Raw genomic sequence first — 11,333 nt, forward strand, 5'->3', positions numbered from 1 at the left:
GCCGGCACCCCCCGGGGGCCCCCCCCCGCCGCACCGCTCCCGGCACCTCGCCGCGTCGGCGTGGCAAGGTGTGGCCCCGGGCGGGTGGCGGGACACTGGCCCGTGGAGGGGTGTCCGGTGGGGGCCGTTGCGCCGAACAGGTGGTGGCCGGTATGACCGAGGTGTTGTTGGCCGTCGGAACGGAGAAGGGCCTCTTTCTCGGCCGCAGCCGATCCCGGGCGGACTGGGAGTTCAGCGGGCCGCACTTCCCGATGAACGCGATCTACGCCGTCTCGATCGATCGCCGGGGCGGCCGGACCAGGCTGCTGGTCGGTGCGGACAGCAGCCACTGGGGCCCGTCGGTCTGGCGTTCCGACGACCTCGGCGCGAGCTGGTTCGAACCGGCGAAGCCGGCCGTCCGCTTCCCCGAGCACACCGGAGCGTCGCTCACCCGGGTCTGGCAGCTCCAGCCGGCCGGTGAGGAGGCGCCCGGCGTGGTCTACGCGGGCACCGAACCGGCGGCGCTGTTCCGCTCCGAGGACGGCGGCGAGACCTTCGCCCTGGTCGAGCCGCTCTGGAACCATCCGCAGCGGTCCGAATGGGGCGCCGGGTACGGCGGCCAGGGGCTGCACACGATCCTCACCGATCCGCGCGACCCCGGACGCCTGCTCGTCGCCGTCTCCAGCGGCGGCGTCTACCGGAGCAAGGACGGCGGCGCGAGCTGGGAGCCCTCCAACACTGGGCTGCGCGCGGAGTTCTTCCCGGAGGAGAGCCAGTACCCCGAGTTCGGCCAGTGCGTGCACAAGATCGCACCGGACGCCGTCCGGCGGGACCGCCTCTACCTGCAGAACCACGGCGGCGTGTACCGCAGTGACGACGCGGGCGCGAGCTGGCGCTCCGTCACCGACGGCCTGCCCGCCGACTTCGGCTTCGCCGTCGCCGCCCATCCGCGCCGGGCCGACACCGCCTACCTCTTCCCGCTCGGCGGCGCCGGCGACCGGATCCCCCCGGGCCGCCGCTGCCGGGTCTACCGCACCGAGGACGGCGGGGACAGCTGGCAGCCGCTCGCCAACGGCCTGCCGGGCGAGGACCACTACGGCGTCGTGCTGCGCGACGCGCTGCGCACCGACGACGCCGAACCGGCCGGGATCTACTTCGGCAACCGCACCGGCGAGGTCTACGGCAGCCCCGACGAGGGCGAGAGCTGGTCGCTGCTGCTCTCCCACCTGCCGGACGTGCTCTGTGTCAGGGCGGCGACGGTGTCGTGACGGACCGGGCAGGGAGAACCCGACCACTTGATCCACGAACGGCCGCCCGACGAGCATGGCGGAGGCAGGACGGCTCTCGGAGATCGGATGGACCGCGTGACAGAGATGGAACCCGACTGGGAGTTCGGGCGCGACGCCGACGGCCTTCCGGTCGTCCGCTACCAGCGCGGCGAGCGGGAGGGCCGGCCCTGGGCCGGTCTGCTGGAGGTCATGGGCCCCGGGACGCCCGGCGGCGAGGCCGTGAGCGCCGTCGACCCGGTGGAGTTCGTGCTGACGGACATGTCGGGCTGGGTCGTCTCCAGCCGCGTGGGCTTCGGCGAGCGGTTGCGGCGCCGCGGGGCCCGTCCGCTCCGGCTCGGGCACACCATGCTGCGCGACCTCGCCGGTGATCCACCGCCCGCCGGATGGCCGGACTGGGCGCGGACCCCGCTGCGGGACGGGTACCGCAGCGTGCCGTGCGACCGCACCGCCGAGGAGCTCGCCCCGGCACTGGGCGCCGCGTTCGGCCCCGGCCACCCCGACCACCGCCCCGACCACGACGAGCGGACCTCGCGGGAGGAACTGCGCAGCCTGCTGGCCGGCGGGGTGGTCGGCCCCGTGCTGCCGTCCAGCGCCCTGGTCGTGGACGCGGACGACCGGGTCGTGGCCGGCGCCGTCGTGACCGACTACGAGGGCCTGCCCTGGATCGCCCATGTCTTCCGGCACCCGGAGCTCGGCTACCCGGGGCTCGGCCGCGACCTGATGCGCCGGGTGATGGCCGACCTCGCCGGCCGCGGGAACCCCGGGATGGGGCTGGCCGTCACCGAGGGCAACGCGGCCCGCCGGCTGTACGAGTCGCTCGGATTCCGGCTCACCAGGAGCACGCTGACGGTCATCGTCCCCTGAGCCGCCCGGTGCTCGCCCGGCCGCTACGGACGGGCGAGCTCCAGCACGGCGATCCCGGCCAGGACGGTGGCGCTCGCGGCCATCCGCAGCCGCCCGAGCCGTTCGCGGAAGACCACGGTCGCGATCAGCGCGGCGATCACGATGCTCGTCTCGCGCAGCGCGGCGACGGCCGCCAGACTGCCCCGGGACTGCGCCCAGACCACCAGCCCGTAGGCGGTCAGGGAGAGCGCCCCGCCGACGATCCCCACCGGCACCACCGGGCCGGCTCCGACGAGCAGGCCGCGGCCCCGGCGGATCCCGGCGATCAGCGCCAGGCACGGCCCCTGGAGCAGGAAGAGCCAGGCCACGTAGCCGCCGACGGTGCCCGCGTGCCGGACCCCGCTGCCGTCCAGCACGGTGTACGAGGCGATCATCACGCCGGTACCGGCGGCGGCGGTGAGAGCGGGCAGCTGCGCCCGCCCGGGTATCCCCCGGGCGAAGGCCAGCCCGATCAGGCCGCAGGAGATCACCAGCACGCCCACCAGCTCGCCGCCGCCCAGGGCCTGGCCGAGCACCGTCACGGAGAGCACCGCCACCAGCAGCGGCGCCGAGCCCCGGGCGATCGGGTACATCTGCCCGAAGTCGCCGAGCCGGTAGGCGCGCAGCAACAGGAGCTGGGAGGAGACCTGCATCGCCACGGAGGCGAGGAGGTACGGCCAGGCCCCGGCGGCCGGCAGCGGGTTGAGCGCGACCAGGACCACCGCGCAGGCGGTGTAGGTGAGGTTGATCAGGGCGAAGCCGACCAGCTTGTCCCGGATCCGGTGGGCCAGCCCGTTCCAGACGGCGTGCAGGACCGCCGCGGTGAGGACGGCGACCGGCACGGCCGCCGCCGACCCACCGCTCGGCAGCGCGGACGCGATTGCGGGCATGGCGAAGCTCCCCTCCGACGGGCTGGAATCGAATTCCACGCTACCCTAGATTCATGGAAGAGCGTTCCGAATTCTCGCCACTGGAATCCCAGCTGGCCGCCCACGTCCGCGCGCGTCTCGGCGAGCTGCGCGGCACCGAGGCGCGTGTCGCGCAGGTCGTCCTGGACCGGGGGGCCGATCTGGTGCACCTGAGCGTGAGCGACGTCGCCGAACTGGCCGGCACCGCCTCCTCCTCCGTGGTGCGGGCGTGCCAGCGGCTCGGCTTCAAGGGCTACCAGGAGCTGAAGATCGCGGCTGTCCGCCAGACCCCGGCCCCCGCGCCGGACCCCTCGGAGGAGGCGGACCCGGCGGCCCGGGCGCTGACCGACACCGTCCGCGCCGCCCGTGAGGCACTCGACGGGATCGCCACCACGCTGTCCGCGCAGCGCCTGCGGGCGGCGGCCGAGCTGCTGAACGCGGCCGACCGGGTCGTCCTGGTCGGCACCGGCCTCTCCGGCGCGGTCGTCCTGGACGCGGCCTACCGCCTGCGCGCCCTGGGCATCCCGGTCGACGCCCCCGCCGACCCGCTCACCGCGCAGCTGGCCGCCGCCGGGCTCCCGGCCACCGGGGTCTGCCTGGCCGTCAGCCACACCGGCGCGTCACCGACCGTGGTCGACACCGCCCGCCGGGCGCGCGACGCCGGCGCGAGCGTCGTCGCGCTCACCAGCTACGCCCGCTCGCCGCTGAGCGAGGCCGCCACCCACACGCTGGTCGCCGGCGGGCAGGACCTCGTCTTCGGCCTGGAGACCACCGCCAGCCGGCTGGTCCACCTGGCGGTGGTCGACGCGCTGACGCTGACCCTGCTGGCCCTGCGGGGGGAGGCGGCGGAACGCGCGCTCGACCTCTCGGCGGACGTGACGGCCGATCACACCTACTAGCGCCGGACGGGCACCCGCGCCGGGGCGGGTGCCCGTTCAGGCGAGTGCCCGTGCCGGGCGGGTCAGGCCTCCGAGGCCGGCCCGACCATCGCGCCGCCGCCCTCCGGCCGCGGGGGGCAGGCGGCGGCCGGACGCCCCCGGGGGGCCGACGCGTCCGGACTCCGGACACCGGTCGGTCCGGCGTCTTCGGGCCTGGTCAGAGGTGATGTGTAGGCTCGCGGGCATGGCAAGGGTGACGCGGGACGACGTGGCGCGGGCGGCGGGAACGTCGACGGCGGTGGTCAGCTATGTGATCAACGACGGACCACGACCGGTGGCCGCGGCCACCCGCGCCCGGGTCCTGGCGGCGGTCGAGGAGCTGGGGTACCGGCCGAACCGGGTGGCCCAGGCGATGGCCCGCCGCCGGACCAACCTGATCGGCATGGTCGTGCCGGACGCCCGGCAGCCGTTCTTCGCCGGGCTCGCGCACATGGTCGAGCAGGCGGCGGCCGAGCGCGGCCGACTGCTGCTGATCGGCAACTCCGACTACGCCGACGAGCGGGAGGCGCACTACATCCGGGCCTTCCTCGGCATGCAGGTGGACGGGCTGATCCTGGTCACCCAGGACCCGTCCGTCCCCGGGGTGGCCGGGTTCGAGGCCACCGACGGCACCCCCGTCGTGCTGCTGCACCACCGGGCGGAGACGGAGACCGGCGCGGCGGTGGTCGCCGACGACGACGGCGGCGCCCGCGAGATGGTGCGCCACCTGCTGGCCCACGGGCACGCCGACGTCCACTGCTTCGGCGGGACGTTCGCGCTCAGCCCGAACGACCCGGTGACCTCGCGGACCGCCGGCTGGGCGGCCGCCCTGGCCGAGGCCGGGCTGCCCACCGACGGCCGGCTGACGCCCGCGCCCTTCGACCGCGTCCGGGCCCACGCCGAAGCCCTCGCCCTGCTGGCCCGGCCCGACCGGCCGTCCGCCGTGTTCTGCGCGACCGACGACCAGGCGATCGGACTGCTGCGCGCCGCCGACGACCTCGGCATCCGGGTGCCGGAAGACCTCGCGGTGGCCGCCTTCGACGACATCGCCGAGGCCGTCATCGCCGGGCCGCCGCTCACCACCGTCGCCACCGCGCAGGGCGAGATGGCCCGGGCCGCCGTGGACCTGGTGCTGACCGCCAAGGCGAACGAGCAGCCCGTCCCGGCGGGCGCGCACACCTTCCCCGCCCGTCTGGTGATCCGCCGCTCCTGCGGCTGCCCGGGGGCGGCGGCCGCCTGAGCCGGCGAGCCGCCCCGGAGCCGTCGTTCAGCTCCCCGCGGCCTCCGCGCCGGCGAGGAGGCCGGCGCCGGCGCCCAGGAAGTCGACCAGCAGCGCGTTGACCTCGTCGGGCCGCTCCAGGGCGGGCAGGTGGCCGGCCCAGGGCAGGTCGAGGCGGCGGGCACCGGCGATGTGCTCGGCGAGGTGGTCGGCGATCCGGGCGAAGTCGGCGAAGTCGTGCGCGCCGGTGACCAGCAGCGTGGGCGCCGTGACGGCGGCCGGGTCGGTCTCGACCCGGATCTGCGGGAAGTCCTCCTCGGCGGCCAGTTGGACGTCGAAGGCGTGCCGCTGCATCCGGCGCACCTGCTCCCTGACGGCCTCGCCCGCCTCGGGGCCCAGCCAGGTCCGCACGTTGAGCTCGGTCGCTCCGGCGATGTCCCCCGCCTCGATCAGCGCGTCCTCGCGCTCGCCGAAGGCGCGGAGTCCGGCGCTCGGCTCCTGCCCGGCGAGCGCGGTGCAGAGCAGCGCGAGCGCCGTCACCCGGTCCGGCCATCGGGCCGCCAGCGCCAGCGCGACCCGGCCCCCGCCGGACGCCCCGACCAGCGCCGCACGCTCGATCCCGAGCCCGTCCAGGAGGTCCAGGACGTCCCGGGCGTTGTCGTACGGCCGGTCCGGGACGGGCGTCCCGCCGAAGCCCCGCAGGTCGCAGCGGACCACCCGGAAACCCGCTCCGACCAGGGCGGGCACCTGTCCGTCCCACATCCGCCGGTCGCAGACCGTGGAGTGCAGCAGGACCACCGCCGGGCCGCTCCCGGCCACCTCATGAGAAATGATCATCGGGCCACCCTACGGATCGACCGCGCACCGCACACCCGGTTTGCCCGCGCACCGGCGGGCTCCGTCGGCGGCGTGCCCTACGGTGACCCCGTCCGCCCGCCCTGACCCCGGAAGCCCCCGTGGCCCGGCTCCTCGTCCGCCCCGGCATCGACCCCGACGACCCCGACGAGCCCGACGTGCCCGTCGTCGCCCTCCTCGTCGACCCCGACGGCCCGCCGGCCGAGCGCGCCGTCGCCCGGCTCGGTACCCACTGCTACGAGGGCGACGGCGTGCTCCACCTGACGCGGACCGGCGGTTGGGCCGAGCACGCCCTGGCCGGTGACCGCCTGGTGGTCGAGGTCGCCGTGCACTCGGCGCCGCTCGACCGGGCCGGTGTGGACCTCGCGGCCTTCACCGGCCGCTCGTCCGTCGACCCGGAGGCCGTGCTGGTGCTCCGCGCCGAGGCCGCGGTGGAGCCGGAGTCGTACGCGCGGGCGGCGCCCGCGACGGCGGTGTTCACGGCGGGCCCGGACGAGACGCTCGACGACCTGCTCGCCGGCGGGGAGTCCTGGCCGATGGTGCTCGCGCCCCCGCCCGAGCACTGAGCGCCGGACACCGGCGCGCGGCGCCGTGGGCCGCCCGCCGTCGAAGGCCGCATCGACGCGCAACCCTCCGGTTGCACTTGGCCGATCGACGTGCAACTCTGGGGTTGCACATAGTTGGCAGCGACGAAGGAGTTCCCCATGAGTGAGGACCGGATCGAGCGCGAGACCCTGATCGCGGCATCCCCGGAGCTGGTCTGGACCCTGGTGGCCCAGCCCGGGTTCTGGGTCGCCGAGGAGGCGAGCCTGGCCGGCACGGTGGCCCGCGAGGGCGAGTCGATGGTGGCGAGGAACCCCGAGTACGGGGACTTCCCGGTGCGGGTCGAGAAGGTCGAGCCGCCGACCTACCTGGCCTACCGCTGGGCCAGCGCCTTCCCCGGCGAGGACCTGCGCGAGAACAACAGCACCCTCGTGGAGTTCACGCTGACCCCGGAGGGCGCGGGGACGCGGCTGCGCGTGGTCGAGAGCGGGTTCGCCGCCCTGGCCGGCTCCGAGGAACTGCGCGGCAAGGCGGTCGAGGACAACTCCGGCGGATGGCCCCAGGTGCTCGACGCGCTCCGCAAGCGCGCCGAACAGCCGCCCGCGTGAGCGACGGGGGCCGCGGCGGCGCCGAGGCGGTCGACGGCGTGCTCGCCGCCCTCGCCGACCCGACGCGGCGTCAGCTGCTGGACCTGCTGGCCGAACGGGGCGAGGCGACCGCGACCACGCTCGCCGAGCGGCTGCCCGTCTCGCGGCAGGCGGTGGTCAAGCACCTGGCCGTCCTGGACGGTGCCGGGCTGGTCACCGCCGCCCGGGCCGGCCGCGAGGTGCGGTACGCGGTCCGGCCCGCGGCGCTCGACGCGACGGCCCGGTGGATGGCGGCGCTCGCGACCGACTGGGACCGACGGCTGGCCGCCATCAAGCGCCTCGCCGAAGCGGCCGAGGCCGCCGAGCAGGAGGCCCGGCACGCACCGCGGCCGCCGGACGCGCGGTAGAGCCCGCGGCCGGGGCCCCGGGGCACGGCCCGGAGCTCCGGCCACTACCGGAGTTCGTCGGCCAGCAGGTCCATCAGCAGGTTGTCGTGCCAGCTGCCGTCGGAGCCGCGTTCGTACTGGCGCATGATGCCCACCGGGCGGAAGCCGACCTTCTCGTAGCAGCGGATCGCCGCCGCGTTGTCCGCCGCCGGGTCGATGATCAGGCGGTGGTAGTGGTGGTCGGCGACGAGGTGGCGGGCCAGCGTGCGGACGGCGTCGGTGCCCAGGCCGCGGCCGTGGCGGGCCGGGTCGAGGTAGATGTCCATGCCCGCGTGGCGGTACTCGTCGTCGTTCTCGGCGTACCACTGGATGGCGCCGGCCACCTGACCCTCGACCAGGATCGCCAGGGTCTCGGTGCCCGGCTCCTTGAGGTCGGTGGCGACGGCGTCGGCGAGATCGTCGCCACCGCGCCAGCGGGCGAAGACCTCGGGCGTGCCGCGGATGGCCACGAGGGCCGGGACGTCCGCCTCCGCGGCGGGGCGGAGAGTGACCTGGGCGCCGTGCAGAATCGTCCCCATATAGGGCATGTTTGCATGGAAAAGGGTGTTCGGCGAGCCTTTTTCGACGTTGCATTCACCCCCTCCCACCAGGGATGATTCGCCGCCGTGACCCATTTCCTGCTCATTCTCGTGGCCGTTCTCGTCTACTTCGCGGTGAAGAAGTCCCGCGCCACCAAGTCCGTGGAGTGGGCCAGGCACCGGTTCGATCCGGCCGCCTTCGGCCTCGTCCCCCGCGAACGGCTCGACCCGCGCCGGTCCGGGCCGCCGATGCCGGAAGAGCGGCGCCAACGGTCCCAGGCGATAGCCGACGCGGCCTGGGGCGGGGACTGGCGGCCCGCCGCCGCCCACGTCGAGGCGGCCGGCCAGGACTGGGAGGAGCGCTGGTCGCGGCTGGAGCTGCTGGCGAGCATCGCCAACGAGGACGACGCCTGGCTGACGGCCTGGCGCGCCGCGGACCCGAACAGCTGCGACGCGGCCACCCTGGAGGCCAAGCAGATGGTGCACCGCGCCTGGGCGATCCGCGGCTCCAAGTACGCGCACGAGGTGCCCGCCGAGGACATGGCGAAGTTCCGCGAGCTGCTGCCCGCCGCGATCGAGGCGGCCCGCCGCGCCGCGTTGCTGGCACCGCGGGACCCGGCTCCGTGGGTGGTCATGGTGACGACGGCGCGCGGCGCGCAGTACACCCCGGAGCAGTTCGAGCCGCTCTGGGCCGGACTGGCCGAGCGGGCCCCGCACCACTACGAGGCGCACTGGCAGGGCATGCAGTACTGGTGCGCCAAGTGGTTCGGCTCGGACAAGCAGATGCTGGCGTTCGCCGAGCGGGCGATGGACCACGCTCCGGCCGGGAGCCCGCTGCCGGGGATCTACCTGCACGCGCTGTCCGAGCTGGAGAAGCGCAAGACCCTCGGGTCCACGCTGGCCGGGGAGAAGGCCAAGGAGCGACTGAAGGCGGTCGCGACGGCGCTGGCGGCCGTCCCGGCGGACGACGAGCGGCTGCCGATGCTGCGCCACCTGCTCGCCTACTACTGCGGCAAGGCCGGGTTGCCCGCGGAGGCACTGGAGCAGTTCCGGCTGATCGGCCGCTGGTGCGGCGCCGAGGTCTGGGCCGACCAGGGCGATCCGGTGACGGCCTTCGACCTTGCGCGCGGGTTGGCCGTGAAGCTCTCGGAGGCGCCCCCGCTGCCGCCCGAGCTGCGGCCCACCAAGAACACGGATCATCACTACAACGGGTAATCATTTCAGTTCGGAGCGTGCTGACCGGCCGTCATTTGGGTGTACCGTGACCGCCAGAAGCGGATCGCCCCCGAAGAATGGGGCGAGCCCGGCAACGTGTTAGCGCACGCGGCCGGGCTCTTCATACGCCGAGTGGTAAGGCCTCCACTGACGATGCTCCTGCATGCTATCGCGCCGTCGCGCGACTTCACCCAGATTGCCAACTCCTTGGTGTGGGACGACGAGTTGTCGGACTCCGCCTTTCGACTCCTTGTACGAGCCCTGGCACTGGGCCCGGCGAAGGCCCGCGCCACCACGGTGACGGCCCTCGCCGCCGGGCTCTCCGGCGGGCGCGTCACCACCGATCGCGCCCGCCGCCAACTCGCCCGCTCGGGACTGCTGCACACCACCCGACGGCGCGGCGCCGCCGGGCAGGTGCGGACCGAATCCCTGCTCTCCAGCGTGCCGTTGGGCGCGGCACCGTGACGGCACCCGTCTGCTGCGACTCCTGTGACCGTGCCTTCCGCCCGGTGAACGGCGAACACCGCTGCGGGGACTGCCGCACCCGCGCCGCCGCCCGCACCGCCGCCTCCACCGCCCACACCGCGGAGTCCGCTCCCAGCACCTCGCGGCGGGTCGACTGGCGCACCCTGGTCGCCCAGATCGGCGCGGCGACGGGGTAGTGGCGGCAGGTGCGGTGGCGGCAGGTGCGGTGGCGACGGGTAGTGGCGACGACGACGGGCCGCTACCGCCCGAGGCCCTCCAGCAGCAGCTCCGCGGCCACCGCGGCGCCGTCGGTGCGGAACGCACCGGCCACGGCGGCCGCCCGCTCACGGACCTCGGGGGCCAGCGCCACCTTGAGCGCCGCCGACAGCGACTCGGTGGTCGGCGTCGGCCCGTCGTGCTCCGCGCCGATGCCCAGGCCGACCACCCGGCCCGCGAAGTACGGCTGGTCCCCGCCCTGGGCCACCACCACCTGGGGCGCACCCGCCCAGGTCGCCGTCGTCGTGGTGCCCGCGCCACCGTGGTGCACGACGGCCGCCACCCGGCGGAACAGCGCCTGGTGGTTGACCTCACCGACGACGAAGCAGTCGTCCCGGTCGTCGGCCGACCCCAGGTCGGCCCAGCCACGGGAGATCACCGCACGGCGGCCCTGCGCGCGGACCGCCTCGACGACCGCCCGGGCGACCTCCTGCGGATCGCGCACCGGAACGCTGCCGAAGCCCACGTACACCGGCGGCGCGCCAGCGTCCAGGAACTCCACCAGGTCGGCGGGGAGCGGGCGTTCGTCCGGCAGGACCCACGCGCCGGTCTGCACCACGTCCAGCTCCGCCGGCCGCTGCCATGGCGCCAGGGTCGGGTCCGTGGCCAGCCACGGCAGGTCGGTGAAGACATGGTCGCGGACGTTGTCCACGGGCGGCAGGCCGATCGACGCCCGGTGGGCGTTGACCACCTCGCCGAATACCTCCTGCGCGTCCACGGCGTCCTGCTCCCAGAGCACCCGGTTGTCGGTCACGTCCGAACGGAGCGGCCGCCCGGGGCGCGGCATCGGCGGGTGGTGCGGGGACGGCAGGCTGATCGGCTGGTAACTCGCGTACACGTAACGGGCGCCCAGCTTCTCGGCCGCCGCCCGCACCCCGGCCACCGCCGGCACCAGACCGGTCGCCACCAGCACGTCGCACCCCTCGGCCACCGACATGACGCCGTCGTAGAACGCGGCCACCAGCTCGGCCGCCCGCCGGACCACACCGCCCGGTGACGGCGGCGTCCGCCCGGTCACCAGATCGCGCACCGACTGCCCGGTCGGCACCATCTCCACCCCGACCACCGCCAGCCGCCTCGCGAACTCCTCGTCCGGCGGCGCACAGACCCGCACCTGCGCGCCGCGCTCCCCCAACCGCACCGCGAGCCCGACCAGCGGCTCGACGCCCCCGCGCGAATCGTAGGCAGACAGCACCACACGCATTCAGGACTCCCCTGTGCATCGACATCGGCT

At 75.1% G+C, this 11,333-nt stretch carries 14 protein-coding genes; 10 read left to right on the forward strand and 4 right to left on the reverse strand.

The features are described from left to right. Nucleotides 1-152: 152 nt before the first annotated feature. Together ACFWA9_RS27700 and ACFWA9_RS27705 are read left to right on the forward strand one after the other, a co-directional pair. Complete coding sequence (locus ACFWA9_RS27700) at nucleotides 153-1,247, forward strand: exo-alpha-sialidase (RefSeq protein ID WP_352297184.1); 1,095 nt, start codon at nucleotides 153-155, stop codon at nucleotides 1,245-1,247. A gap of 105 nt (nucleotides 1,248-1,352) precedes the next feature. After that, a complete protein-coding gene (locus tag ACFWA9_RS27705; protein ID WP_380390614.1) occupies nucleotides 1,353-2,132 on the forward strand; it encodes a GNAT family N-acetyltransferase in 780 nt (259 codons plus the stop codon). A 23-nt stretch (nucleotides 2,133-2,155) separates the two neighbouring features. On the opposite strand, the gene ACFWA9_RS27710 is transcribed toward ACFWA9_RS27705, so the two are convergent. After that, on the reverse strand, nucleotides 2,156-3,040 hold the full coding sequence (locus ACFWA9_RS27710) for an EamA family transporter (protein WP_380390572.1): 885 nt from the start codon (nucleotides 3,038-3,040) through the stop codon (nucleotides 2,156-2,158). A 53-nt stretch (nucleotides 3,041-3,093) separates the two neighbouring features. On the opposite strand from ACFWA9_RS27710, the gene ACFWA9_RS27715 reads away from it, so the two are divergent. Next, the gene (locus tag ACFWA9_RS27715) at nucleotides 3,094-3,957 is read left to right on the forward strand and encodes a MurR/RpiR family transcriptional regulator (protein ID WP_380390574.1); all 864 of its coding nucleotides are present in this window, start codon (nucleotides 3,094-3,096) and stop codon (nucleotides 3,955-3,957) included. Between the two features lie 223 nt (nucleotides 3,958-4,180). Next, nucleotides 4,181-5,215, forward strand: coding sequence for a LacI family DNA-binding transcriptional regulator (locus ACFWA9_RS27720; RefSeq protein ID WP_352297176.1), 1,035 nt, complete (start codon nucleotides 4,181-4,183; stop codon nucleotides 5,213-5,215). Between the two features lie 27 nt (nucleotides 5,216-5,242). Here ACFWA9_RS27720 and ACFWA9_RS27725 read toward each other — a convergent pair whose 3' ends face one another. After that, nucleotides 5,243-6,031 (reverse strand): alpha/beta fold hydrolase, encoded by a 789-nt coding sequence (locus ACFWA9_RS27725; protein WP_380390576.1) that lies wholly within the window; start codon nucleotides 6,029-6,031, stop codon nucleotides 5,243-5,245. Nucleotides 6,032-6,150: 119 nt separating this feature from the next. On the opposite strand from ACFWA9_RS27725, the gene ACFWA9_RS27730 reads away from it, so the two are divergent. The 3 genes from ACFWA9_RS27730 to ACFWA9_RS27740 all read left to right on the forward strand — a co-directional run bounded on the left by ACFWA9_RS27730 (nucleotide 6,151) and on the right by ACFWA9_RS27740 (nucleotide 7,586). Next, on the forward strand, nucleotides 6,151-6,615 hold the full coding sequence (locus tag ACFWA9_RS27730; protein WP_380390578.1) for a hypothetical protein: 465 nt from the start codon (nucleotides 6,151-6,153) through the stop codon (nucleotides 6,613-6,615). Nucleotides 6,616-6,753: 138 nt separating this feature from the next. Then, on the forward strand, nucleotides 6,754-7,200 hold the full coding sequence (locus ACFWA9_RS27735; protein ID WP_380390580.1) for an SRPBCC domain-containing protein: 447 nt from the start codon (nucleotides 6,754-6,756) through the stop codon (nucleotides 7,198-7,200). After that, on the forward strand, nucleotides 7,197-7,586 hold the full coding sequence (locus ACFWA9_RS27740) for an ArsR/SmtB family transcription factor (protein ID WP_380390582.1): 390 nt from the start codon (nucleotides 7,197-7,199) through the stop codon (nucleotides 7,584-7,586). Before ACFWA9_RS27735 ends, ACFWA9_RS27740 begins: the two co-directional genes overlap by 4 nt. Nucleotides 7,587-7,630: 44 nt before the next feature. Here ACFWA9_RS27740 and ACFWA9_RS27745 read toward each other — a convergent pair whose 3' ends face one another. After that, nucleotides 7,631-8,143, reverse strand: coding sequence for a GNAT family N-acetyltransferase (locus ACFWA9_RS27745; protein ID WP_380390584.1), 513 nt, complete (start codon nucleotides 8,141-8,143; stop codon nucleotides 7,631-7,633). 87 nt (nucleotides 8,144-8,230) lie between these two features. Between ACFWA9_RS27745 and ACFWA9_RS27750 the strand changes: the two genes are divergently transcribed. The 3 genes from ACFWA9_RS27750 to ACFWA9_RS27760 all read left to right on the forward strand — a co-directional run bounded on the left by ACFWA9_RS27750 (nucleotide 8,231) and on the right by ACFWA9_RS27760 (nucleotide 10,020). Further along, entirely contained in the window at nucleotides 8,231-9,358 is a 1,128-nt protein-coding gene (locus tag ACFWA9_RS27750) for a hypothetical protein (RefSeq protein WP_380390585.1), read from the forward strand. Nucleotides 9,359-9,511: 153 nt separating this feature from the next. After that, complete coding sequence (locus ACFWA9_RS27755) at nucleotides 9,512-9,823, forward strand: hypothetical protein (RefSeq protein WP_380390587.1); 312 nt, start codon at nucleotides 9,512-9,514, stop codon at nucleotides 9,821-9,823. A 44-nt stretch (nucleotides 9,824-9,867) separates the two neighbouring features. Then, nucleotides 9,868-10,020, forward strand: coding sequence for a hypothetical protein (locus ACFWA9_RS27760; protein WP_380390589.1), 153 nt, complete (start codon nucleotides 9,868-9,870; stop codon nucleotides 10,018-10,020). Nucleotides 10,021-10,082: 62 nt separating this feature from the next. On the opposite strand, the gene ACFWA9_RS27765 is transcribed toward ACFWA9_RS27760, so the two are convergent. After that, nucleotides 10,083-11,303 (reverse strand): glycosyltransferase, encoded by a 1,221-nt coding sequence (locus ACFWA9_RS27765; RefSeq protein WP_380390590.1) that lies wholly within the window; start codon nucleotides 11,301-11,303, stop codon nucleotides 10,083-10,085. Between the last annotated feature and the right edge of the window lie 30 nt (nucleotides 11,304-11,333).

This window comes from Kitasatospora sp. NPDC059973, from assembly GCF_042737525.1.
GTDB lineage: Bacteria > Actinomycetota > Actinomycetes > Streptomycetales > Streptomycetaceae > Kitasatospora.

Coding starts and splice junctions, on each gene's coding strand:
- ACFWA9_RS27710 (WP_380390572.1), bottom strand. CDS start 3,040: ATGCCCGCAATCGCGTCCGCGCTGCCGAGCGGTGGGTCGGCGGCGGCC.
- ACFWA9_RS27720 (WP_352297176.1), top strand. CDS start 4,181: ATGGCAAGGGTGACGCGGGACGACGTGGCGCGGGCGGCGGGAACGTCG.
- ACFWA9_RS27735 (WP_380390580.1), top strand. CDS start 6,754: ATGAGTGAGGACCGGATCGAGCGCGAGACCCTGATCGCGGCATCCCCG.
- ACFWA9_RS27725 (WP_380390576.1), bottom strand. CDS start 6,031: ATGATCATTTCTCATGAGGTGGCCGGGAGCGGCCCGGCGGTGGTCCTG.
- ACFWA9_RS27745 (WP_380390584.1), bottom strand. CDS start 8,143: ATGGGGACGATTCTGCACGGCGCCCAGGTCACTCTCCGCCCCGCCGCG.
- ACFWA9_RS27715 (WP_380390574.1), top strand. CDS start 3,094: ATGGAAGAGCGTTCCGAATTCTCGCCACTGGAATCCCAGCTGGCCGCC.
- ACFWA9_RS27705 (WP_380390614.1), top strand. CDS start 1,353: ATGGAACCCGACTGGGAGTTCGGGCGCGACGCCGACGGCCTTCCGGTC.
- ACFWA9_RS27755 (WP_380390587.1), top strand. CDS start 9,512: ATGCTCCTGCATGCTATCGCGCCGTCGCGCGACTTCACCCAGATTGCC.
- ACFWA9_RS27765 (WP_380390590.1), bottom strand. CDS start 11,303: ATGCGTGTGGTGCTGTCTGCCTACGATTCGCGCGGGGGCGTCGAGCCG.
- ACFWA9_RS27700 (WP_352297184.1), top strand. CDS start 153: ATGACCGAGGTGTTGTTGGCCGTCGGAACGGAGAAGGGCCTCTTTCTC.